Here is a 23,623-nt window from a genome sequence, read left to right as displayed (position 1 = left end):
GATGACAGACAGCTTTCTCACCCGACGTGCGGCTCTTGGTCTGCTCGCCGGCACCGCAGCGGAGGCCATGTGGCAGGGATCCGGCGTAGCCGCTCCGGCCGCCGGGCCGACGTCAGAGGTGCCATATGGCGCCGCGATCTCGTCCTACGCGCTGCAGGATGACCCCGCGTACCGGGCCGCCGTCGCGACCTATTGCCAGGTCATCGTTCCGGAAAGCGAAATGAAATGGGACGATCTGCACCGCAACCGGGGCGAGTATCATTTCGAGAACGCCGATCGCATTGCCGATTTCGCACGACAGCACCATCTCGCTCTGCGCGGCCATACGCTCGCCTGGTATGGCGCAATGCCGGAATGGGTCAACACCATCTCGACCGCCGCGGAGGCCGAGCGGGAGCTGACGGGCCATATCCACACGGTGGTGTCGCGTTATCGCGGCCTCGTGTCGTCATGGGATGTGGTGAACGAGCCGATCCCGGACAAACCTGTGGGGGTCACGGATCTGCGCCCGTTCGTCTGGTCGCGGTTTCTGGAAGAGGACTATATCCCGATCGCGTTTCGCGCCGCGGCAGCGGCGGATCCGAAAGCGATGCTGGTGCTGAACGAATACGATATTGAATATGTCGGCGCGCGCTTCCGGGCGCGCCGCGATGCCCTGCGTCATATCGTGCGCAGGCTGCTGGATCGCAATGTGCCGCTTCATGCGGTCGGATTGCAGGCCCATCTCTATGCCGATCGCGCCATCGACCGCGACGGGCTGCAGGCGTTCGTATCGGAACTGAAGGGATGGGGCCTGAAGATCCTCATCACTGAACTCGATGTGATCGACGACACCTTGCCGGGACCGGAGCAGGCGAGGGACGCCGCGGTGGCGGCGAAGGCCGACGATTTTCTGGAAGCCGTGTTTGCCGCCTGCCGGCCGGAAACCATCATCACCTGGGGGCTGAGCGACCGGTACACATGGGTTCCGACTTACAACAAGCGTGCGGATGGACGGCTGAACCGGCCGCTGCCGCTCGACGATGCCATGAAGCCGAAGCCGCTGATGGCGGTGATCGATCGCTACCGTCGGCGCGCCGCCTGATCGCCGCGACTGCCTGAGTCGATCAAAAACGCTCAGGCCTCGCGGGTGTGAAGCACTTTTCCAAACGCCCGACGCATGCGCTCGTCCAGCGCGGGATGACGGCGCAGCCACTGGATCGCACCTTCACGGGCGATGTTGGGTAATCCGCGCCAGCCCAGCGCCGCTGTCTTGTCGACCAGAGCAACAGGGGCAACGTCGAAGCGGCGCTTGTAGGCGTAGTTGCCAATGCTGAAATCGAACAGGCGAACGCCCTGGGCGTGCAGGTGAGCCATCGTTTGCGCGATGATCAGCCGGCCCGGAGAGCAGTTCGACCACTGGGCGCCGGCATTGCTGATCCGGATCATGATGTAGTGCTGCTCGCTCCTGACGCCGAGCAGTGTTGCGACGATCTCGTCGCCGCAGGTCAATGCCGTCATCACGGTGGAGCCGTCATGCAGGCCCGCGACGATGAGATTGCGATAGAACGATGCCGACGTGTCCTCGTTCAGCAGATAGGTCTGGCCGAGATCGTGCATCCGGGTGCTTTGCTGGGTCTCCAGCACGGCGAGCAGGCGCAAAGCTTCGTCGGTGTCGGTAACAGCGCGAAAGCCGGCTTCGGGATGACGGGTGAAAACCCGCCAGCTGCGCTCCAGCTCCTTGCGCACCGTGCGTTCCAGCGAAAAACGATAGGCGTCGAAGTCGTCACCGGTCGTGACCAGGTTGCCGTTGACCTGGCAGGGATGAGTGCCGGCAATCAGCGCCAGCGGATTCGGCCGGTCGCCGATCGCAACGGGCATTTTCTTGAAACGAATGAGATCGATGCCGTCGAGCGCGGCGCAAAGCGCACGCCACAGATGTTCGGCAGCTTCGGGGTCGCGCGGTGCGGCCGGGCCGAGCACCGGCGCGTTGTAGTCGGTGAGATTGAGATCCGCGAACTCGGCCACCCGCAGGCCACGCTCGTTGCGCACGATCAATGGCAGCGCCAGCGCCAGTTCTCCGGTCTCACGGTCCCGGATCGTGACGATCAGCGGCTCGAGATGGGAGGTCCGTGCAAAGGCCGCGTACCAGGCCTCGAGCCAGCCGGTATGCTGGAACGGAAGTGCGCGCCCCTGGGCGATCATGGTGTTCCATGCCGGCGATTGCCAGTCGGAGCTGACGTCGACCAGGAACGCCGTCGCCGGCTGTCGCGACGGCATCGCCTGAACGATGTGGGGCATCACAAGGGACATGTCAGGCCGCGAGGTCGAGGATGTGTCCGGGCTGATGCGCATCCAGCTTGAAATCGATGGGACGGCGCGCACTGCGCTCCTTTTTGACCCACGCACTGTTGCGCAGCAGCTTTTGCAGAACCGCCTTGCTCCAGAACGAGGCGCCCTTGATGGCGCGACTCTTGGGTTGATAACCGAAGCGATGGCGCAGCAGGCCGTTGGCGAGATGCACCATCTGGGCGCGGCGGATGTCCTGATTGACGTAGGACACCGTCATCGAGATGTTGACCGTGCTGAGGTTCTCGACGCGATGAGGCGCATTCAGCGGCCAGTTCAGCATCTGTCCCGGTTCGAGGTCGAACACGATGGCGTGTCGGTCATACCAGTCGGCATAGGGCATATCGACTTCGACATCGAACAACGCGATGTCCTCGAGCTGTTGCGGCGTGATGAACGGCGCGGAAGCTGGATAGAGATAAACCCGCTTGCGGCCCGCGATCTGGATCAGGCCCTGACCGGGCATGTCGGCATGATAATAGACCTGCGCATCCGGGGATGAAATCAGGATGCCGGCCTCGTGGGTGGGGGCGGTGAATCCGGGCACCTTCGCCGCGATCTCTTCAAACATCTGGTCGACCACGTCGCGATAACGCGTGTCGACACCGGTGACATTGCGCAGATTGAGCCAGAGCCGGCCGCGGGAGATCGCGTCGATCACCTGGTTGCCGGACAGATTGCCGATTTCACCTTCGCGCCACAACCGTCGGCTTTCCCGCGCGCCGGTGTGGACCAGGCTGTAATGCTCACGCGGATAGGTTTCGATCAGCCTGGCGAGCTGGTCACGGGAAAACAGCGCGGATTGATGCAGCCGGTGGTCCAGGCGGATCGGCTGGTTGCCCCACAATGACGAGTGCGTGTCGTCCCAGGCGGTGAAAACGTGCTTGTTGTCCATGTCCTTGTTGTCCATGTCGACGCTCCTGCCGTTGTTTCTTGCGATCCGTTTGTGCTCTCGATGTCTCATTGTGAGACGCCGACGAAGGCTCTGGCCTCTGTTTTGCAAGAGTGATGCCGGTACATTCGTCCTGCCCGCTTACGGGACACTAACGTGTTGGCTGTATCGGGGAGGAAGCGGTTTTCCTCCTGATGCAGACCAAACGGGCTTCCCATCAGGTTTTCTTAACCATGTTCTCGCCAAGTCCATGATCGGCATTCGTCAACTGGCCCTTGCGGGCGCTGTCCAGGATCGGCTGAGGACCGTCAATGTCCTCGTCGCCGGCCGCTGTCTGACGGTTGTCGCCGGACTGCTGTGCATCTGGGTCACGTTGGCACCGTTCCCTTATCTCGGGAATCTGGATGCACGCGACGCGGTCTCGGGACAGCTGGCGGTGACCTATATTGCGTTCGGGCTGCTTGCGATCGCCGCGGTCGCGCTGTCGATCCATGACAACGCTCCCGCTCTCAAGACACTGTGGACGCCGCTGTATCTTTGCTTCGCCGGCTGGATGGCCGTCAATATCGTGATGTCCGAGAGCCCGGGGGTCTCGCTGCAGCGGTTTACCCTGACCGCCAGCATCATGGCGTTGGCCATGATGACGCCGCTGCTGCCGCCGACGCAACGTCACTTCAACACATGTCTCGGTACGGCGGCGCTGGCCCTGCTTGCCCTGTGCTATCTGGGCCTGCTGATCGTTCCCGATCTGGCGATCCACAGCGTCCACGATATCGTCGAACCGCAGTTGGCCGGGGATTGGCGAGGAACGTTCTCTCACAAGAACGTCGCCGCGCCGACGATGGTGATATTGGCATATATCGGGATCTATCTGACGTTTGCCGGCGCGGTCCTGGCCGGGCCCGTGATCGTGGTCCTCGCCGGCGTCTTCCTGGTGTTTGCCGGAGGAAAAAGCGCGGGCGGGCTCTGCCTCGTGATGCTTGCTCTCGCTCAGGTCGCCAATGCGACGAAGGGGCTTTGGCTCAAGCGCGTCGTCTGCTTCGTGCCGCTGATCGCGATGACCTGCCTGACCGTCGGCACGGTCATGAGCGACGCCCTCAAGAGCATCACCGCGCAGCTGCCAATCGACGCGACCTTTACCGGTCGAACCGACGTCTGGGGGGTTGCCCTGGATGGGGTCTGGGAAAAGCCGATCTTTGGCCACGGCTTCGCTGTTTTCTGGGACAACGCCTCCGACAGGATCGCGGCTCAGGGATCTGAGTGGGCGGTTGAAGCCTCCCACAGCCATAACAGCTATATCGAGCTCGCGCTGAACATCGGCGTGCCGGGGATGATCCTGGGACTTCTGATTTTCGTCTGGGTGCCCCTTAACAATTTTCACAGGATCCAGGCGCAGGGACAGAACGGACCGCTGGCCCGGCTGTTTCTAGTGATATGGCTGTTCGGTATTTATCTCGCGACCACGGAGACGTTCATTCTCGAGCGGCAAAATCCGACCTGGTTCATCTTCCTGGTCGCCGTGGCGGGGTTACATTATCTCTCCAGATTCAAGCCCCGTTGAACGCGCTGCCACCGCACGCTGCACGGCACACCGTTTTGCGTGGGCTGTATCGATCAAACGGCCTCCAGCCGCCGTGGCGATTGCTCGTTGCGGGCATGGAACTCATTGAGGCTTTCACGAATGGTCGCGAGAGATGTCGGGTTGTACGACTGAATGCAGATCGCGACTTCATGGGTGGTGGAATCCAGCATGGCGAGAATATCCGCTTTGCTCAGGAGCGTTGACCCCCATTCGGTGAGGCTGAAACTGTCGGTCGTGATCGCGAATGGCGGCTTGGTCGCGATGTCGCGCATGGTGAAGATTCCATAGATCGTGTATTCCGAGATTTTGCGGACACGGCACAGGGCTTCATCCCAGTCACGGCTGCTCACCGCTTCGATCCGCGCGATCATCGCGTTGACGGTCGATTTATCCCATACGATGATCTGATCGATGTAGTCGTCGGTCGGAAAAGTGGGCTCTTCCAGCCCAAGCAACTGGTGGGTTGCGTGGACCCAATCCACATGAAGTGTATGGTTGGTGGTGACGCCGTCCCGGTAGATATGCACGGGCAGTGCGTTCGGGGTTGCCACCGTCGAGACATCGAAATCGCGAAAGAAAACGTTGTCGGAATCGATCAGGAAATAGCGATCCTCAGGCAGTGACGCGGCCGCCTTGATCTTCACCAGCTGCTGCGTATGCCAGCCGCTGACGGGTTTGGCGCGGAACGAGCACCAGTAGGACCGGCCACGCCAGCGCAGATGCGGAATCTGGTGCAGCCATGGTGGCAGGAATTGCGAGACAGGCAGCACCACCCGGCGTCCGCCATGGAATTTTTTGAAGATATCGAGGTCTTCGTCGTGGACGATGACATAATGCCGCTCAAACGACGTGACGTAGCGGTCGATACTCTCGATCAGCAAGGTGGCACGCTCGAGATCCTTGCGATGGCTCGGCGTGATCAGAGATACGGTCCCAGGGGCTCGCTTGCTGACAAGGCCTTGTTCGGCGACAAGGCTTGGCTTGGTTGTAAGGCCTGGTTTGGTCATACCGTCTCGCTCGTGATTGAGATGAACCAGTCCGGTACGTGAATGCCCGGGATTGGGACTGCAGCCAATCTGCATTGGAACTCCTGCAAGCGGCATGCCTGTGCGGTGCAACGTCGTATGCCCAGGCCGCCGGATGCAGCTTGCCGCCTCATGTTCCGAAATAGGCCAGGCCGACCGTGGTGATGGCGCGAGGCACCGCAGACGGGGATGTCCGTCCGATCATCGATACGTAAGACAGCGCCGCCGCGTATCTGCCGAAACGGACGGCTTGTGCCGCCGCATAGATCATCAGATGAACTTCCGCCATGCGGCGAAGCGTCGGCACGCGTTGGGCCGGGAGGCGGGGTGAAATCAGCCGATCGTTGAAGATGCGTTCGACGGCCGGCATGAAGTCCTGTGCTGTGCGCGCCGCACTCATGGTGTTGGTGCCGTGAACGCGATAGTCCATCAGGCAGCCAGGCACAAAGTGGAGTTCGCCGAGCGCAGCAAGCCGGCACCAGCAATGCCAGTCTTCGCAATAACGCAAAGCTTCATCGAACCCGCCGACCGCGGCGAAGGCGCTGGAACGAGCGATCATGATGCCGCCATTGACGATGAAGTTTCCGGCCACCAGCCTTTCGAGCACGTTGCCCGAAGGCTTCTGCCGATATCGCAGCAGGCTTCGCTTGCCGATCGGCCGGCCATTGCCATCGATCCGGTCATAGTCGCCGTATATCGCCACGGCGTCCGGCCGCGTTGTCGTCGCGCCCACGAGGATCTCCAGGGCGTTGATGCGCAGGCGATCATCGGCATCCAGGAACATCAGCCAATCGGCGGTCGCCGATCGTGCGCCGGCATTGCGGGCCGAGGAGACGCCCGTGCCGGCGTTGGTCAGCAGACGGATTCTGGGATCATCGAAGCCGCGCACAATTGCGATGGTGTTATCGCTCGAGCCGTCATCGACAACGATCAATTCGTGCAGGTGGTTCCCTTGCGTGAGCACGCTTGTGATGGCTTCGCCAATATAGGCGGCGGCGTTCTTGGCGGGCATCACAACCGAGACCGACATCGTAACTGTGCCTCTCAGATCTTGCGGTCGGCGAGGGCGGGAACCAGCAGCCGGTGTCGGCGAAGCGCGGTGAGGGTAAGCGTCTTCACGCGTGCGACGTCAAAGCACCAGATGGCCGTGGCGTAGGCCGTGCCTCCGATCACGCTGACGGCCGCCAGCGAGATAAATCCCGTGCCGTTGATGCTCATCCTGGCGAGCGAGATTGCACCGGCCATCGCGAGCGTGGCCGCGAGCACACCACGAAGCCGGCGGATGTCGAACGGAACCGGGAAGGCCAGGCGGGCCAGATAGATGGCGAGGACGAGGCCGACGGCCTCCGCGAACAGGGTTGCCAGCGCGGCGCCGAGCAGGCCGAAATACAGGATCAGCGGGAACATCGCTGCGATGCTGATCAGCATAGTGAAGCAGGCCTGGAGCAGCAACAGCAGCGGCCGCTCGGCGAGCTGGAAACTGATCTGGACGTAGAATTGGTTGATCACGCCGCAGAGTCGCGCCAGCGCCAGCACCGGCAGCAGCAACGATACGCTGTCGCGAAATTCCGGGCCGACGAATGTTCCTGCGACCTGGTCGGCCGCCAGCGCAAGCCAGACCACCACCGGGCAGACGACGGCGAGCAGCAGCTCGGCATTGTCGTTCAACCGTTCCCGCGTCGCGGCCCGTCCGTCCTTGGCCAGGGTCCGGAACAGGATCGGGACCGTCGCGGCGGCGACGCTCGATCCCAGCATCACCAGGAATTGTCGCGGCAGGTCCGCGGCGACGCCGAACAGTCCGGTGGCGCCCTCTCCGAGCAGATAGGCGACGATCAGGCGATCGCTGGTGGTGTAAATGGCGTTCGAGAGGCCGCCGATCGACAATGGAAGTCCGTAACGGGCGAACTGCTTGAGTTGGTCGCCTTGCCATCTGGACATGCCACGGCTGCTGCCGGCCATGTTCAGAACGGCGCAGATCAGCGCGCCGGAGGCGAGCGCCATGATCAAGCCGAAACCGCCGTAACCGAAGTGGATTGCGAGCACGCCGAAGATCAAAGTGAGGGCGCTTCGCGCCACCGCAATCACGGCAAACCGCATCGGCCGCAAGGTGGCGCGCTGAAATTCCTGCGAGATATCGAAGGCGCCGACTGCCACAGCTACAAAAATGCTGGCGATCATGACGTCGATGCTGACGTCGAACTGGAACAGCAGCAGAGCCGCGGGCGCAAGGCTCGAGATCGCGAAGATCGTGAGGCCGAATGCGAGCAGTGCCGTGCCTCGGAAGTCGACATCGGCTGAGGTCGCCTGATAGCGCGCCACCGATAGCCGGATCCAGGCAAAGCAGACCGCGCCCAGAATCCCGGCGACGCCCATGCCGATGACATAGACACCGTATTCGTGCGGGTTCAGCAGCCTGGTGTAGATGGTGATCGCGAAGAATCCGATCACCGCCGGCACCAGGTGTGCGCCGAGATAGATGGAGAAATGCCGGTTCAGCATGCGGACGCTCGGGACAAGATCAGCGACGGACCGTAGGATGCGCCCCCGGATCGATCGAGCCGCGATTTGTTTCCTGGTGTTGCGCAGGCTTGGCGTGCTGCACGTGTCTGGGGCGCGGTCCGACCATAGATCGTCGCCGGCCGAAAGCCGGAGGTCCGACGGCGCTTTTCTGCAATATCGTTAAGGTAGGCTTCAGACAAGGTCGGTCTTTTCTGCGTCACTGGCTTTTCGGGTGGATCGAAAGTCGTTTCGAAATGGGGCATACCGTGTCTTTGTGAGCAAGACGCTTGCCAGATAATTGGGTGGCAGGTGCGAAGATAAAATAAAGAATTTTCGGGCTAAAACCGGCATTCAGAACGAGAGTCCGGTTGTTTCAGCATCTGCGTTATGCCCATGTTCAAAACCTGTCTCAGATTGCCTCACCAACCCTGATACGTCCGGAGTTATCGGCGGTGCATTCTGGAGCAAATCTTACGCGAGCCGATCGGCGCCTCATCCTTAATCTTTTCTTTGAAGATAAGGACGACCGGTGGCTGCCCGGGGATCGCTATGTCAGGACGTTCGTTCGGCGCCTGGTGCTCGGCAAGCCACAGCCCAGTGGTCAGGTCCGGGTCTTCCTCAATCTCTGTGCCGGCCTGGACAGGCTCGGCATTCGTTATCGTGTGAATGACTACGATTACATCCGAAAACATCCGAATGAGCTGGCCTGCATCATCGGCCGGTCGTTTGTGTTCGACAAGATCAAGTGGAAAAATCCACTGATGATCGGTGTCGCCGGATACGATCATCCGCTGCAGGACCCGACGCTGCTGCAGCGGCGCGATGTCCGCAAGATTCTGGTTCCCGGCGAGTGGGTCGCCGACATGTTCCGGTCCTATTGGCCGAACACCCAGGCCTGGCCGGTTGGAATCGATACGGATCGATGGTGTCCGTCGCAGCAGGGAAAGTCAGTCGATGTCCTGCTGTATGACAAGGTGCACTGGAATCGTGACAGTCATGTCGCCGATCTGGTCCAGCCGATCCGCGCCTATCTGAAAAAAGCCGGATGCGCGGTCACCGAGATTCGCTACGGATCCTACCAGGAAGAGGATTATCGGGCCGCGCTGGCGTCCAGTCGCGCCATGATCTTCCTGTGTCAGAATGAAAGTCAGGGGATTGCCTACCAGCAGGCGTTGTCGTCTGGGGTGCCGATCCTGGCGTGGAATCCCAGCGGGTTCTGGCAGGATAAAAATTTCTTCCCCGATCGCGTCAAATATGGCCCGGTGACATCGATCCCGTACTGGGACGATCGCTGCGGCATGGCGTTTTCCGATTACCAGGCGTTCGAGGCGGCCTGGCCGCAATTCCGCGAGCGCAACGCGGCGGGAGCATTCCAGCCGCGGCAATACATTCTCGATAACATGACGTTGGAACTGCGCGCGCGAGAATATTACGAGATCGCGGCCAGCCTCATGATGGCCCAGTCCTGAGTCAGGACAGGCTGAGGCGCTCCCGCGCCACCGCCGAACCCTTGTAGGGTTGCTGCTCGATTCCGAGCGCGGCCAGCACGCCGCCGATCGCCACCATCATCGGATGCAGCGCAATGGCGGCCGGTGCCTTCCGGGCCGCAAGCACGCCGGCGCGGGCCACGGAGAGCGGCAGCAATGCGATAAGCTTGGTCCATAGCTTCAGGACCGAGGCCGTGGTTCGGGCTCCCTTGGATTGGGCATGATAGTTGATGGCCCCGATCCGCAGTCCGCGTGACATCAGCCATTTCAGGGTGGTGCGGCTTTGCGGGACCGTTTCGACGATGACGGCGTCTGCCGTCCAGTGGAATGTCATGCCCTGCCGGCGGCAACGCATGAAAAAATCGGTATCGCCGCCACCAAGAAAGTTGAACCGAAGGTCGAAGGACGGAGAGGCCAGGCGCTCGAACGCACGGCGCTGGATCAGACAATTGCCGCTGCCATAGATCATCGAGACCGGACCGGTTGCGGCATAGGCCGGCCGGAACGCAGGGTGCTCGGCGAGGTAATCGTCTTCGTGATCGATGAACTGCGGCAGCACGGGGCCGCCGACGATGTCCGCGTCCATTGCCTCCGATGCACCGGCCATCCGCTCCAGCCAGTGTCGCGATGCGATTTCATCGTCGTCGATCATCAGGAATTTCGTCGCGCTCGGAAACACCGCCCGGGCGGTTTCGAACGCCGCATTGATGGCTTGGCAGTTGCCCTGGCGTGTCTCGACGACACAAAGGCCGGGGATGGAATGTTCCGTAAAGAAGCGTATCGCTTCGGGAATACTGCCGCGTTGCGCCGCGTCGTTCTCGACAATGACGACGGCGAACCGACGTTGCGTCAATTGCGCCGCGATTGAACTGAGCGTCAGGCGCAGGTGCTCCGGCCGCCGGAATGTCGGGATGCACACGACGGCGTCCACCGCGACGTCCAGCGTCCTGGACCTGGCGACGACATCGCGCGCGAAGCCCGAAGGATGGAACACCTCGGTGTCGGGCGTGTGCCAAAGTGTGTCCACGTTCGGCGACAAGGTTGTCTCAGGACGGGACACTGACGGCTGATCGATGTCAGATGGATTGCTCATGACGCCGACGATGCCAGTTCCGGGCCAATATTTGCTTACCGTCGAAGGATCGCTTGTAACGAATGCGAACAGCGGCATCCGTGACGGCGGAAACAGCAACTCTCCCGGGAGAAATCGCCTGTTGATGTTGACGGCCGCCGCGCGGCGAATGGTTAACGAATTGCGAAGACCACTTACGTCGGCGGTTTCCTTATCCGGCACCGTTCTTGCTGATACCCTGAGGTGACGGGGCCACATGCTTCAGATCGAGACGCAACCATCGTCTCGCTTGGCAAAGGGGCCAGCGGTTATCAGGAACCGGATTGAGTATGGATATGATGCCTTCCTACCGAATGTCGTCGCTGCGGCAGGGGTTGCAGCCGCAGGCGGATGCGCCGACGACAGAGATCGCCGATCAACCGCAAGCCTTGCTGGACTTGCCGGACGGCGATGCGAAGGAGAGCCTGCGCGCCGTTCATGCGGTGTTGAACAATGCGCTCGCTCAACCGACGCTTGCCATCTACGAGGCCGGCGGTGGATCGACCTGCTTCCTGCCGCCATCGCTTCTCCGGCGCGCCGACGTGACGGTGGTTGACATCGACAAGGATCAGCTGGCGAATAATGATTACGCTCAGCACAAGATCCTGGCCGATATCCAGACTCATCGCTTTCCGCACGACTGTTTCGATCTGGTGATCTGCTACAATGTGATCGAACATCTTCCCGATGTCGAAGCCGCGTTGCGGCGTTTCAGTGAATCGTTGCGTCGTGGTGGCGTCATCCTGATCGGCGCACCGAATCCGGCGTCGCTGTCAGGCGTGGTGACCAGGTTTTCGCCGCACTGGTTCCACGTCTGGTACTACCGGCATATCCGGGGCATAAAGGATGCAGGCCAGCCGGGCCACGCGCCGTTCCCGGTCTGTTATCATCCGCTGGTGTGGCTCGATCACCTCAAGGCGTTTGCGCGCGGGCAGGGTCTGGAAGTGCTGTTCGAGCGGACCTACGAGAGTCCGCGGTACGGCGAATTGCGCGATAGCAAGCCGTGGCTCGGGGCCATCATCGATGCCGGCGCGGCAATCCTGAACATCTTCAGCAAGAGTGATGTGCGTCGCGGCGACTATCACCTCGTGCTGCGCAGGAGCTGAGGGATGCGACACCACAACATAGGTAAAGCGTTGAGAAGCGGCGGTATTTAAACCGTTTCTTCGTCTTTTTAGTCAAAGCTTAAGGGATCAGTAAGGTTAAGAGTTGGTAAATGCGTAAGGGTCCGGCAATGTCGATGTGTGATTGTTCCGCGAGGCGAGGTGTCGCCGCGCGTCGGATCGCTGCCAGATCGGTGCGTACGGAGGCGCGTTTCTGATGCTGGCCTACGATCACCCCACCGTCGACTTGAAAATGGACCCGCAGCCGGAGCGCTCGCTGCGGGCCGTCGGCTTCAATCTGCTCGAGATGGCCGCTCTGTTGTGGCGTCGGCTGGCCTGGATCGCGGTGGCTGCGCTTCTGTGCACGGTCCTGGCGCTCGTGATCGGTAAGAGCCTGACACCGAAATACACCGCCACTGCGCAGCTCTATGTCGACCCGCGCGAACTGCAGCTGGTCGACCGCGAACTGGCGCCGCGCACCCAGGATGCGACCAGTGTGTCGATGATTGCCGAAAGCCAGGCTCGCCTGCTCACCTCCAGCAGCGTGCTGTTCCGGGTGATCGACAGCGCCAAGCTGGAGACCGATCCCGAGTTCGGCGGCGGGCAGGCCGGTGGCTTGTTCTCGTCGCTGATGGGTTTCTTCGGTTCCGGTGCCAAATCGGGCGCGGCCAACACGGCTCGCCTGGCGGCACTCGAAGCGCTCTATCGTCACATCACCGTCAAGCGCAGTGACCGCACCTTCATCGTGGATGTCGATGTCTGGTCCCACGATCCCGCCAAGGCGGCGATGCTCGCGAATGCGGTTGCGGCGGCCTATCTGGCCCAGGCGATCGAGGTTCAATCGTCATCCGCTCGCCGTGCGACCACCGAACTGTCGGGCCGCCTGAAGGAGCTCGAGCAGCGCCTGCGCGCATCGGAAAACCGTGTTGCCGCCTACAAGGCTGAGAACAATTTCGTCGGGACCCAGGACACACTGGTCAGCGATCAGCAGCTGTCGGAAGTCAACGGCCGGCTTGGATCGGCGCGCGCCGCAACGCTGGATGCGCAGGCCCGTTACGACCAGATCACCGCCGGCATCGCGGCAACCGCCGACGGCGGCGCCACGTCCGAAGCCCTGCGGTCGCCGACCCTGGCGAGCCTGCGCGGCCAGTATGCGGAAGCCCGCCGTCGCCAGGCCGAGCTTGCCAATGAGTTTGGATCGCGGCATCCCGCGATCAGGTCGATCGAGACCCAGGTCGCCGACCTGAAGAAGAACATTAATGAAGAGGTGATGCGGTTCGCCCAGTCGGCCAGGAACGACCTGACCCGGGCGCGCGAGTATGAGAACAGCCTGGTGCGTTCGCTGGACGCGCTGAAGCGGCAGAGCGTGGACATGAGCCAGGCTTCGGTGCGGCTGCGCGAACTGGAGCGCGACGTCGAGGCCAATCGCGCCGTCTATCAGTCGTTCCTGAAGCGCTCGCGCGAGACCGAGGAACAGGAAACCCTGACCACCTCCAATGCGCGCATTGTCGGCGAAGCCAATGTGCCACGGACGCGCAGCTTCCCGCCGGGTATGCCGTCGCTGATGATGCTGGGCTTCATCTTTGGGGCTCTTGCATCGGCTGCGTTGATTGTCCTTGCGGATCGGTTGAAGGCGAAGCCGGTCATGACCCCGGCACCGGCAAAGGCAAGGGTTCAAGAACCGGCCGTCGCTCCCGTTGCGTCAATGGATGCCGCTGCTGCACCGGTTACGCAACCAGCTGCCGCGAAACCAGCCACTGCCGCTGTGCCAACCGATGTTGCTCCAGCCGCTGCGACGCCGGTCGCTGCCGAGCCGGTCGTCACGCCGGTTGTGGCACCTGCGCCGGTGGTCGAGCCGGAACAACCGTGGGTGCCGGCTCCAGACTTGCAGCCGGCCGCGCCGAAGCCTGTGCTTGCATTGATGGACAAGCCGCTCATTACCCAGTTGGGTGACACCGACGTCTATCGGCGCAACGCGGACACGCCGCGCCATGGCGCGATCGACCTCAATCGGGTGGGATGGCCGACGCTGCGGATTGGCGGATCTCCGGGTCCGTTCGCCGAGGCGATGCGCGAGATTCGGGTGGCGGCCGCAAGGCGCTCGTCGTCCCATCAGGCACCGGTGCTGGCGCTGATCGACCAGGGGCGGACCGAGGATCGTTCGATCGCGGCGCTGAATGTTGCGCTGGCGGCGGCTCATGACGGCATCGATGTGCTGCTGATCGATGCGGACTTCTCTCATGGCGAGCTGTCGCGCCGTCTCACAGCGCTCGGCGTGCAGGGCGCTCCCGGCGATGTCCAGGTGTCGGTGAGCGGGCTGTGTTCGCCGGTCGAAACCGTCAATCGGGTCACCTTGCTACCGATTTCCAGGCAGGCGGATGCCGCCATCATGTCCGAAGCCGTGCGGATGATCGTCGACGACGCGCGCGCAAGCGATGAGTGCGGGCTGATCATTCTCGATGGGCCCGCGGCGCCCTTTGCAGCCTGGGATCGAACCCTGCTGGATGTCGCGGACGGCCTTCTCGCCGTGCTGCCCGCGAGTCTCGACATCAATCAGGCGATGGAAGGCCTTCTCGCCGCGCTGAGCGGTGCGGAGCGGAAATTACTGGGCGTCGTTCTCAACGAACTGGACGGGGCCAATGAAGTGCAGGAACGCGAATATGCTTGAGCGACGTCAGAATTCGATCGGCCGTGCTGCAACTGCCGGCATTCCCCGCATCTCGCTCGGTGGCCTGCGGCTGGCCGTGCTCGGCATGGAACAGACTGCCAAATTCATGATTGATGCCGCCGTGCGGCACAAGGGTGGGGGGCGGCCGCTGTATCTCACCTCGGCCAATGGCGAGGTGCTGGCGCGCTGTTCCACCGATCCCGATCTGGATCAATTGTTCCGCTCCGCTGATCTGATCAGCGCGGATGGTCAGCCTTTGGTGATGGCCTCGCGCCTGCGCACGCCGCTGCCGCTGCCGGAGCGGGTCGCGACCACCGATCTGTTTCATGTCGTTGCCGAGAAGGCGGTGGAGCAGGGCCTGACATTCTACATGTTCGGGGCGAGCGAGGACGAGAACCGGGCTGCCGTTGAAAATGTTCGCCGGCAGCATCCGGGCTTGAAGATCGTCGGCCACTCCCACGGGTTTTTGCATGGCCAGGAGTTGAGCGACAAGATCGACGAGATCAATGCCCTGGCGCCGGACATCCTCTGGATCGCATTGGGCGTGCCGCGCGAGCAGAAGTTCGTCCAGGATTTCTCGGGCCGCCTCGATCGCGTCGGCGTCATCAAGACCTCCGGCGGCCTGTTTAACTTCCTGTCCGGCACCCGCGCCCGGGCGCCGAAATGGATGCAGGCGACCGGGTTCGAGTGGGTGTGGCGGATCGCGCAGGAGCCGCGGCGCCTGATCTGGCGTTATGCGACCACCAATCCGCGCGCCATCTATCTGCTGTTCGCCGGCGAAGGCGAGCCGGCCTCGACGCGCCGCCACTAAACACGGCCGTTCAAGTCTGATCGAAAAGTCATGCTTAAAGCGGCGAGGGCGCTCAAGCTTGCTTCAACCATGATCGGATTTCAGGCTAAGCAATCTCTGGAAATGAAATCCGGTTTGGCGTAACACGCTTTATCCACGATGGATGGACGCGGCGGGGCCACGATGAATGACAGGCCGTCAGTGCTGGTGACGGGCGGGGCGGGCTACATCGGCTCGCATTGCTGCAAGGCTTTGTTTGAGGCCGGTTACAATCCGGTCTGCTACGACAATTTGTCCACCGGACATCGCGATTACATCAAATGGGGTCCGTTCGTGGCCGGCGACATCCGCGATGCCGCCAAAGTCACCGCGACCTTGCGCACGCATGATGTCGTTGCCGTGATGCACTTTGCCGCCTTCAGCCTTGTCGGCGAGTCGGTCGCGGACCCGCAAAAATATTATCTGAACAATCTCGCCGGCACGCTCGCTCTGCTGCAGGGCATGAGGGAGGCCGGCTGCTTCCGTTTTATCCTGTCCAGCACCGGCGCGGTCTATGGCAATGCCGGGCGCGAGCTGATCAACGAGACCGATCGCTGCGAGCCGATCAATCCCTACGGCACGTCGAAATGGATGATCGAACGCGTTCTGTCCGATTACCGCGACGCCTATGGTTTCGGCGCGTTCTGTCTTCGTTATTTCAATGCCAGCGGCGCCGATGTATCAGGCGTGATCGGCGAGCAGCGCGATCCCGAGACCCATCTGATTCCGCGTGCGATGATGGCTCTGCAAGGGCATGTGCCGGACTTTTCGATATTCGGCGACGACTACGACACTCCGGATGGGACCGCGGTCCGTGACTATATCCATGTCACCGATCTCGCCGCCGCTCACGTCCTGGCGTTGAAACTTCTGATGCAGGGACATCGTGGTGGCAGCTTCAATCTGGGAACCGGACATGGGTTTTCGGTCCGGCAGATTCTCGCGGCAATCGCGCAGGAAACCGGTCGCGAGGTGCCGCAGGTGATGAAGCCGCGGCGTGCCGGCGATCCGGCGATGCTGGTGGCGAACCCCGGCGCGGCCCGCGACGTCCTGTCGTTCGAAGCCGCTCACTCGGATCTGCCGACCATTATCCGCACCGCCTGGGCCTGGCATCGCCGGGCGCATCCGCTCAAGACGGCGGCGTCCAGCTGACGGCTTCTCCGAGCTTTGCTTGAACCTATCGCGCCCCACGGCGATTCCTGCCATATCAGGCCTGTTGCACGCAAAAAGCCGGGCTCAGGGCATGAAGCTTTTCATTTTCGGACTGGGATATTCCGCACACTACGTCGCCCAGCATCTTGCGGCCGGCGGCGCGCAAGTCGTGGGGACAGTACGTACGCAGGCGAAGGCCGATCTTGTCGCGCAGTCCGGTGCTTCAGCACGCGTGTTTGCGGGGGGCGGCCGCGATGCAGCCCTTGCCTTTGACCTGGCTGAGAGTGACGCCGTTTTGATATCCGTGCCGCCGGATGGGCAGGAGGATCCGGTGCTCAGGGCCTATGCGGACGATCTGGCGAAGGCATCCCGGCTGCGCTGGATCGGTTACCTGTCGACGGTCGGCGTCTATGGCGATCACGAGGGGGCATGGGTCGATGAAACGACGGTGCCGACGCCAACGGACGGTCGCTCTCGCAATCGGCTCGTGGTGGAACAGCAGTGGCTTGCCTTGGGTCAAGCGCATCGCATTCCCGTGCAGATCTTTCGGCTCTCCGGCATTTATGGCCCAGGACGTAATCAGCTGGTTCAATTGGCGGAGGGCAAGGCGCGGCGGATCATCAAGCCGGGCCAGGTCTTCAACCGGATTCATGTCGATGATATCGCGCAGATGGTTGCGGCATCGCTCAATAAGCCTCGGTCCGGCGCGATCTATAACGGAGCGGACAACGAGCCTGCACCGCCGCAGGACGTGGTGTCGTTCGCCGCGGCCTTGTGTGGGGTGGAACCGCCGCCGGAGATTGCGTTCGAAGACGCGGAACTGACACCGATGGGCCGCAGTTTTTTCATGGAGACCAAGCGGGTCCGCAACCGGCTGCTGCTCGACGAGCTCGGGGTGACCCTGCGCTATCCGACCTATCGCGAGGGATTGACCGCGCTACGGGCCGCGGGTGACGGGCCGGCCTGAGCCGGGAGGCTGACATTGTCAGCCCTGATCCGCCGGGTTATGCAGTCCATCAGGTTCCAGAAAAATGGAAAATCCATCATGAGCGACCAATTGCCCGACCGCCTGTCCGTCGACCCCAAAAGCCCACACTACAATGCGCAAGTGCTCGAGCGTGACATCGGTGTTCGCTTCAAGGGCGTCGAAAAGGACAATGTCGAGGAATATTGCGTCAGCGAGGGCTGGGTGCGCGTTCCGGTGGGCACGTCGAAGGACCGGCATGGCAATCCCCTGACCATGAAACTGAGCGGATCCGTCGAACCTTATTTCCGCGACCAGCAGGCCTGAGGCAACTCGCCATGAGCGTCGTCGTCACAGCCCTCGACCATCTGGTCATCAATGTCAGGGATGTCGAGATTGCCGCGGACTGGTATCAGCGCGTGCTCGGCATGGAGCGCCGGGATTTCGATCCTGGGCAGGGCAAGGCGAAGCGCACTTCGGTGTCGTTCGGTGCTCAGAAAATCAATCTGCGTCCGGTATCGGCGGACAAGGTCGAGTGGTTCACCGCCGACCATGAAGCCGCTGGCAGCGACGACCTGTGTTTTCTGACCACGGCCTCGCCCGACGAGGTGGTGCGCCATCTGAAAAGCTGCGACGTGGCGATCGAGCAGGGGCCGGTCGCCAAGCAGGGTGCCCGCGGCGTTCTGGCATCGGTGTATTGCCGCGATCCCGATGGCAGTCTGATCGAAATCTCGTCATACTCCGATCGATGAGCTGCGGCCTGCGGACTTTCGCAGGTCAACAAGCGAGTTTCAAGAAACACCCGGAGCGTCGCCTCCGGCAATAACAACAGAGGAAACCCATGCGCGCTTATGCCGTGAAACTGTTCTGTGAGCCGATCTCCGAGATCGAGGTGGCCAATCCGCAGCCGAAAGGCACCGAGGTCGTCATCGACGTCACGCGGTGTGGCGTCTGCCACAGCGACCTGCATCTGCAGGAGGGGTTTTACGATCTCGGTGGCGGCAAGAAGCTGAGTCTCGCCGATCGCGGCGTGACGCCGCCGGTTGTGCTGGGACATGAAGTGCTTGGGCGGCTCGTCGCCAAGGGACCGGATGCGCCTGTCAGCGACGACATGATCGGCAAGACCTTCGTGGTCTATCCCTGGCTCGGCTGCGGCACCTGCGAGATCTGCCAGCGCGGCGAGGAGAATCTTTGCGCCAAGCCGTGTTCGATCGGCGTGCATCGCGCCGGTGGTTATGCCGAACAATGCCTGGTGCCGCACCCCCGTTATCTGGTCGACGTCACCGGCATCGATCCGACGCTCGCGGCCACCTACGCCTGTTCGGGATTGACGGCATTTAGCGCGCTGAAAAAGATCAACATCGCGCTTGATCGCGACTGGCTGCTAATCCTCGGGGTCGGCGGGGTCGGATTGAGCGGTCTGGAGATCGCCAGGGGCCTTGGCTACAAGAATATCGCGGTGGCCGATATCGATCCGGCCAAACGCGAGCTGGCGCTGGCATCCGGCGCAAGCCTGGTGGTGGATCCGCGTGACAGTGACGCGCTGGCGACGCTGCAGGCCAAGACCGGCGGGATTGCAGCGGCGATCGATTTTGTCGGCGCCCATGCCACCGCTGAGTTCGGTATCGCTGCGATCCGCAAGGCGGGCACCTATGTGGTGGTCGGCCTGTTCGGCGGCGATATCACATTGTCGATTCCGCTGCTGGTGCTGCGCGCCATCAATCTGCGCGGCTCCTATGTCGGCAATCTCGGCGAGCTGAAAGAGCTGATCGATCTCGTCAAGCAGGGCCGTGTCCGCGCCATGCCGGTCGAAGCGGTGCCGATGGCGCAGGCCAATGCGGCTCTGGATCGGCTGCGCGCCGGCAAGGTCAAGGGACGGCTGGTGCTCGAGCGCGCCTGAACGCCTCTCCCTAAAAATTGAAGCGGATCCAGCATTGCTGAATCCGCTTCGCAAATCAGGTTGTGCAAATCTTCGCGCTTTAACGGCTTCGCGCTATTGCGCGACGCCGGCCAGCGACAGCACCGTGTGCAACAGCACGTTGGCGCCGGCGGTACAGTCCGGCTGCGTGGCATCCTCGAGTTCGTTGTGGCTGACACCGTCCTTGCACGGCACGAAGATCATGGCGGTCGGCATCACACCGTTCATGTTGCAGGCATCGTGTCCGGCGCCCGACGTCACGCGGCGGTTGGAATAGCCCAGCATGTTGGTCGCCGTCTCCACAGCCTTGATCACATCTGCATTGAAATGGGTCGGCTCCTTGCGCCAGAGCGTGTCGAGGTCGATCGCCACCTTGCGGCGTGCGGCGATCTCCGCGACCACGGGATGCAGCGCGCGGTCGAGCTTGGCCAGCGTGGCTTCATCGGAGCTGCGAAATTCCATCGTGAAGGTGAGGTCGCCGGCGATCACATTGCGCGAGGGATTGGCGACCACGACTTCCCCGATCGTTCCCACCGCGTTGGGGCCGTGATCCCTGGCAAGCTTCTCCACCGCCAGCACGACCTCCGAGAAGGTCGCCAGCGCATCGCGCCGCAGCGGCATGGGGGTCGAGCCGGCATGGCTGGCAAAGCCGGTCATGGTCCCGTTGTACCAGATGATGCCCTGGCCGTGGTCGACGACGCCGATGGTCTTGTTCTCCGCTTCCAGAATCGGTCCCTGTTCGATGTGCAGCTCGACGAACGAGCTCAGCTTGATCTGCCCGACCGGCTCGGCGCCGCGATAGCCGATGCTGTCGAGCGCCTGGCCGACGCTGACACCCTCGGCGTCGGTCCGGCTCAGGATGTCGTCGGTGGTGAAGTCGCCGGCATAGGCGGCGGAGGCCATCATTGCGGGCTGGAAGCGCGAGCCCTCTTCATTGGTCCAGTTGACAATGCAGAGCGGAGTTTCGGTCTCGATCCCGGCGTCGTTCAGCGTGCGCACAACTTCGAGGGCCGCAAGCGTGCCGAGAATGCCGTCATACTTGCCGCCGGTCGGCTGGGTGTCGAGATGCGAGCCGAGACCGATCGGGGCCTTCGACATGTCGCGCCCCCGGCGAATGCCGAACATGCTGCCCAGCGCATCGATATGGACCTCGCAGCCGGCCGCCTCGCAGGCGGTCCGAAACCAGTCCCGCACCTGCTTGTCCTCGGGCCCGAGCGTCAGCCGCCGGACGCCGCCTTTGGGTGTCGCACCGAACTTCGCGGTATCGTGAATGGTGCCCCAGAGCCGGGCGGAATCGATCTGGAGATTCGAGGTATTTTTGGCCATTGGGGCGGCTTTCCTTGATGGGCTGACGCTGGTGCTGCCTCCGGGAATAGCATCATTCCCGGTAAGCGGAAAAGATGCGCGCACGCCGGTCTCTGCTGCAATTTCGGTCGCAAAAATCCGCCCGAGGATGATAGAGTGAGCAGGTGATCAATAGCCCGAACAACAAATTGCAAAACCAAGAAAATCGGAGGAGTGGGATGAATCGGTTGGGTGTTGCGATCGCTCTGGTCGCGAGTCTTTTTATGTCCGGCGCCAGCGCCCAAAAGAGCGATCCGGATTATCCGTCGCGGCTGGTCAAGATCATCGTGCCGTTCGGCGCCGGCGGACCGGCCGACGTGACGGCGCGGTTGATCGGCAAGGCGCTGCAGGAACGCTTCAAGCAGCCGTTCGTGATCGAGAACCGGACGGGTGCGGGCGGGGTGATCGGCACCCTCGAAGTCGCGAAGTCCCCGGCGGATGGCTACACCCTGCTGATGATGTCCAACACCCAGACCGCGAACGAGACGTTGCTGCCGAACCGGGGGTATGAGCTGATGCGGGACTTCGTCCCGGTGGCGCCGGTGAATTCGTCGGATCTGGTGATCGTGGTCAGTCCGGCGGTTGGCGCCAAGACGCTGCAGGAGTTCATCGCCCTTGCCAAGCAGCAGCCGGGCAAGCTCAACTATGCGTCGTCCGGCCAGGGCACGCCGTATCACATGGCGGGCGAGCTGTTCAAAGCCATGACCGGGACCAATATCGTCCATGTGCCGCACCGGAACAGCGGCGAAGCGCGCAACAATGTGATCGGCGGTCAGGTCGAGATGATGATCGACGCCATCACCACCATGGCGCCCAACATCAATGCCGGGCAGGTGAGGGCGCTGGCCACCACCGGCAAGGCGCGGCCGGCGGTGCTGCCTGATGTCCCGACGGTTGCGGAAGCGGGCGTTCCCGGCTACGAGGCGACCATCTGGCTCGGCGTCATGGCGCCGGCGGGAACGCCACCGGGCATTGTCGAGAAGCTGAATGTGGCCATCAACGATGCGGTCGCGCAGCCTGAGATCAAGGCGCTGTGGGCGGCGCAAGGCGCCGAGCCGATGTCCATGAGCACGTCGGAGTTCGACAAGTATCTCCGCGGCGATATCACCAAATGGGGCGACGTCGGCAAACGTTTTGTCGAGAAAACACAATAAGGGTCTTACCGGTCGGCAGGCTGCCGAGCTGCGGCAATGGAATAAAAACTCATGACTGATCTGAAGATTCTGAGCGGAGGCGCCGCTCAGGGCCTCGTGGAGCGGCTTGTGGCGGCGTTCAATGTGGTGTCGGGACTGGACGTGGCAGGCGAGTTTGGTGCGGTTGGTGCCATGGCCGCGAACCTGCGCGCGGGCGCGCCCGCCGATCTCGTCATCCTCAGCCGGGCCGTCGTTGATGAACTGGCGGGACAGGGCCTCGTGATCAAAAGCACCGCGACCGACATCGGTCGTGTCGAGACCGCGGTGGCGGTGCGGGTGGGCGATGCGACCATCGCCGTCGGTACGGCCAATGATCTGCGCACCGCACTGCTTGCGGCCGACGAGATCTTCACTCCTGACACCCAGGCCGCAACGGCTGGAATTCATTTTGCAAAGGTGCTGGTGGATTTGGGTATCGCGGACCGGGTGACAAAACGACTCCGGATGTTTCCGAACGGGATGACGGCCATGCGCCATCTGTCGGTCTCATCCGCGCGGCGCGCGATCGGTTGCACGCAGGTGACCGAGATTCTCAACACGTCCGGCGTGACATTGGTCGGACCGCTGCCGCCTGGCCATGATCTTGCGACGGTTTATACCGCCGCGATCACTACCGGCGCGTCCGCGGCCGGTGCCGCGCAGCAGCTGATCGATATCATGGTCGATCCGCGGCACGCTGCGTTGCGCGAGAGCATCGGGTTTGGCCAAATCGAGCGCTGAACATCATCGAACGCTGACCGTCAGCCCAGCATGCGGGTGTCGCCGCAAATCGAAATCGCCTGACCGGAGATGGTGCGCCCGCGCGGGCTGCACATGAAAACGATCTGGTCGGCGATCTGCTGCGGGGTGACATACTCCTTGATCGAGGTGAAGGAGAACGCAGTCTCTTCCATCTCCTTGAACGAAATGCCGCGCTGCTGCGCCTTGGCTTCGAGTACGCGGCGCTGACGGTCACCGGCGACCAGACCGGGAAGGATGGCGTTGACCCGGATGTTGTCCGGCCCCAGTTCGATCGACAGCGATTTGGTGAAACCGATCACGCCCCATTTGGCGGCCGCATAGGGCGTGCGCAACGCAAAGCCGAGCCGCCCCGCGGCGGACGAGATGTTGACGATCGAGGCGTTGGTGCTCCCGCGCAGCATCGGCACCGCAAGGCGCGCGCAATTGAACTGGCCGGTGAGGCAGATCTCGAGACAGCGGTCCCAGTCTTCCGGGTTCATCTCCTCGACCTTGGAGGTTGGCCCGGCGATTCCCGCATTGTTGATGAGCACATCGAGGCCGCCGAGCGTGCTCGTGACACTCTCGAACAACTGGGACACCGAGGCACGGTTGGACACATCGCACACCGTGGTCTTGAGCGCCGGATCGCTGCTGCCGAGGCCCGCCAGCGCCGTCTGGTCGATGTCGCAAACGAACACCCGCGCGCCCTCGGCGGCAAAGGCCCGCGCAATGGCGAGCCCGATTCCGTTGGCTCCGGCCGTGACCAGAACGCGCAAACCCTTGATATCGAGATCCATGGAAACTCCGG

General features: G+C 62.4%; 21 protein-coding genes. 13 read left to right on the top strand and 8 right to left on the bottom strand.

Annotated elements, in window-relative coordinates:
* Position 1 precedes the first annotated feature (1 nt).
* Positions 2-1,084: an endo-1,4-beta-xylanase gene (locus tag RS897_RS38235; protein WP_315833831.1), complete on the top strand. Its 1,083-nt coding sequence runs from the start codon at positions 2-4 to the stop codon at positions 1,082-1,084.
* Positions 1,085-1,116: 32 nt separating this feature from the next.
* Here the strand turns inward: RS897_RS38235 and RS897_RS38230 are convergent, their stop codons facing one another.
* Both RS897_RS38230 and RS897_RS38225 read right to left on the bottom strand, forming a co-directional pair.
* Complete coding sequence (locus tag RS897_RS38230; RefSeq protein ID WP_315833830.1) at positions 1,117-2,292, bottom strand: GNAT family N-acetyltransferase; 1,176 nt, start codon at positions 2,290-2,292, stop codon at positions 1,117-1,119.
* 1 nt (position 2,293) lies between these two features.
* Positions 2,294-3,238, bottom strand: coding sequence for a cupin-like domain-containing protein (locus tag RS897_RS38225; protein ID WP_315833829.1), 945 nt, complete (start codon positions 3,236-3,238; stop codon positions 2,294-2,296).
* Here RS897_RS38225 and RS897_RS38220 point away from each other — a divergent pair.
* Entirely contained in the window at positions 3,237-4,781 is a 1,545-nt protein-coding gene (locus RS897_RS38220; protein ID WP_315833828.1) for an O-antigen ligase family protein, read from the top strand. The genes RS897_RS38225 and RS897_RS38220 overlap by 2 nt on opposite strands.
* A gap of 53 nt (positions 4,782-4,834) precedes the next feature.
* Here RS897_RS38220 and RS897_RS38215 read toward each other — a convergent pair whose 3' ends face one another.
* From RS897_RS38215 to RS897_RS38205, 3 genes are all read right to left on the bottom strand, one after another.
* On the bottom strand, positions 4,835-5,809 hold the full coding sequence (locus RS897_RS38215) for a DUF6492 family protein (RefSeq protein WP_315833827.1): 975 nt from the start codon (positions 5,807-5,809) through the stop codon (positions 4,835-4,837).
* A 148-nt stretch (positions 5,810-5,957) separates the two neighbouring features.
* Positions 5,958-6,857, bottom strand: a complete 900-nt coding sequence (locus tag RS897_RS38210; protein ID WP_315833826.1) for a glycosyltransferase — start codon at positions 6,855-6,857, stop codon at positions 5,958-5,960.
* 14 nt (positions 6,858-6,871) lie between these two features.
* The gene (locus RS897_RS38205) at positions 6,872-8,326 is read right to left on the bottom strand and encodes a lipopolysaccharide biosynthesis protein (RefSeq protein WP_315833825.1); all 1,455 of its coding nucleotides are present in this window, start codon (positions 8,324-8,326) and stop codon (positions 6,872-6,874) included.
* A 575-nt stretch (positions 8,327-8,901) separates the two neighbouring features.
* Here RS897_RS38205 and RS897_RS38200 point away from each other — a divergent pair.
* Entirely contained in the window at positions 8,902-9,795 is an 894-nt protein-coding gene (locus tag RS897_RS38200; protein WP_315833824.1) for a glycosyltransferase, read from the top strand.
* Between the two features lies 1 nt (position 9,796).
* Here RS897_RS38200 and RS897_RS38195 read toward each other — a convergent pair whose 3' ends face one another.
* Positions 9,797-10,756 carry a glycosyltransferase family 2 protein gene (locus tag RS897_RS38195; RefSeq protein ID WP_407654595.1) on the bottom strand — a complete coding sequence of 320 codons (960 nt, stop codon included), beginning with the start codon at positions 10,754-10,756 and terminating at the stop codon, positions 9,797-9,799.
* 458 nt (positions 10,757-11,214) lie between these two features.
* Between RS897_RS38195 and RS897_RS38190 the strand changes: the two genes are divergently transcribed.
* From RS897_RS38190 to RS897_RS38155, 8 genes are all read left to right on the top strand, one after another.
* Positions 11,215-12,030 carry a class I SAM-dependent methyltransferase gene (locus tag RS897_RS38190; RefSeq protein ID WP_315833823.1) on the top strand — a complete coding sequence of 272 codons (816 nt, stop codon included), beginning with the start codon at positions 11,215-11,217 and terminating at the stop codon, positions 12,028-12,030.
* A gap of 214 nt (positions 12,031-12,244) precedes the next feature.
* Positions 12,245-14,695 carry an exopolysaccharide transport family protein gene (locus RS897_RS38185; RefSeq protein WP_315833822.1) on the top strand — a complete coding sequence of 817 codons (2,451 nt, stop codon included), beginning with the start codon at positions 12,245-12,247 and terminating at the stop codon, positions 14,693-14,695.
* On the top strand, positions 14,688-15,506 hold the full coding sequence (locus RS897_RS38180; protein WP_315833821.1) for a WecB/TagA/CpsF family glycosyltransferase: 819 nt from the start codon (positions 14,688-14,690) through the stop codon (positions 15,504-15,506). The genes RS897_RS38185 and RS897_RS38180 overlap by 8 nt, the downstream gene beginning before the upstream one ends.
* A gap of 162 nt (positions 15,507-15,668) precedes the next feature.
* A complete protein-coding gene (galE, locus tag RS897_RS38175; RefSeq protein WP_315833820.1) occupies positions 15,669-16,676 on the top strand; it encodes a UDP-glucose 4-epimerase GalE in 1,008 nt (335 codons plus the stop codon).
* Between the two features lie 91 nt (positions 16,677-16,767).
* Positions 16,768-17,643: an SDR family oxidoreductase gene (locus RS897_RS38170; protein WP_315833819.1), complete on the top strand. Its 876-nt coding sequence runs from the start codon at positions 16,768-16,770 to the stop codon at positions 17,641-17,643.
* A gap of 78 nt (positions 17,644-17,721) precedes the next feature.
* Complete coding sequence (locus tag RS897_RS38165; protein WP_315833818.1) at positions 17,722-17,967, top strand: DUF3297 family protein; 246 nt, start codon at positions 17,722-17,724, stop codon at positions 17,965-17,967.
* Between the two features lie 11 nt (positions 17,968-17,978).
* A complete protein-coding gene (locus tag RS897_RS38160) occupies positions 17,979-18,392 on the top strand; it encodes a VOC family protein (protein ID WP_315833817.1) in 414 nt (137 codons plus the stop codon).
* Between the two features lie 89 nt (positions 18,393-18,481).
* Complete coding sequence (locus RS897_RS38155) at positions 18,482-19,540, top strand: alcohol dehydrogenase (protein WP_315833816.1); 1,059 nt, start codon at positions 18,482-18,484, stop codon at positions 19,538-19,540.
* A 93-nt stretch (positions 19,541-19,633) separates the two neighbouring features.
* On the opposite strand, the gene RS897_RS38150 is transcribed toward RS897_RS38155, so the two are convergent.
* Positions 19,634-20,884, bottom strand: a complete 1,251-nt coding sequence (locus RS897_RS38150) for a Zn-dependent hydrolase (protein WP_315833815.1) — start codon at positions 20,882-20,884, stop codon at positions 19,634-19,636.
* 197 nt (positions 20,885-21,081) lie between these two features.
* Between RS897_RS38150 and RS897_RS38145 the strand changes: the two genes are divergently transcribed.
* Complete coding sequence (locus RS897_RS38145; RefSeq protein ID WP_315833814.1) at positions 21,082-22,056, top strand: Bug family tripartite tricarboxylate transporter substrate binding protein; 975 nt, start codon at positions 21,082-21,084, stop codon at positions 22,054-22,056.
* Between the two features lie 51 nt (positions 22,057-22,107).
* Positions 22,108-22,815, top strand: coding sequence for a molybdate ABC transporter substrate-binding protein (locus RS897_RS38140; protein WP_315833813.1), 708 nt, complete (start codon positions 22,108-22,110; stop codon positions 22,813-22,815).
* 20 nt (positions 22,816-22,835) lie between these two features.
* Here RS897_RS38140 and RS897_RS38135 read toward each other — a convergent pair whose 3' ends face one another.
* Positions 22,836-23,612, bottom strand: coding sequence for an SDR family oxidoreductase (locus tag RS897_RS38135; RefSeq protein WP_315833812.1), 777 nt, complete (start codon positions 23,610-23,612; stop codon positions 22,836-22,838).
* Between the last annotated feature and the right edge of the window lie 11 nt (positions 23,613-23,623).

This window comes from Bradyrhizobium prioriisuperbiae (assembly GCF_032397745.1).
Taxonomy (GTDB): domain Bacteria; phylum Pseudomonadota; class Alphaproteobacteria; order Rhizobiales; family Xanthobacteraceae; genus Bradyrhizobium_A; species Bradyrhizobium_A prioriisuperbiae.
This window is presented reverse-complemented; position numbering and strand designations above follow the sequence as displayed.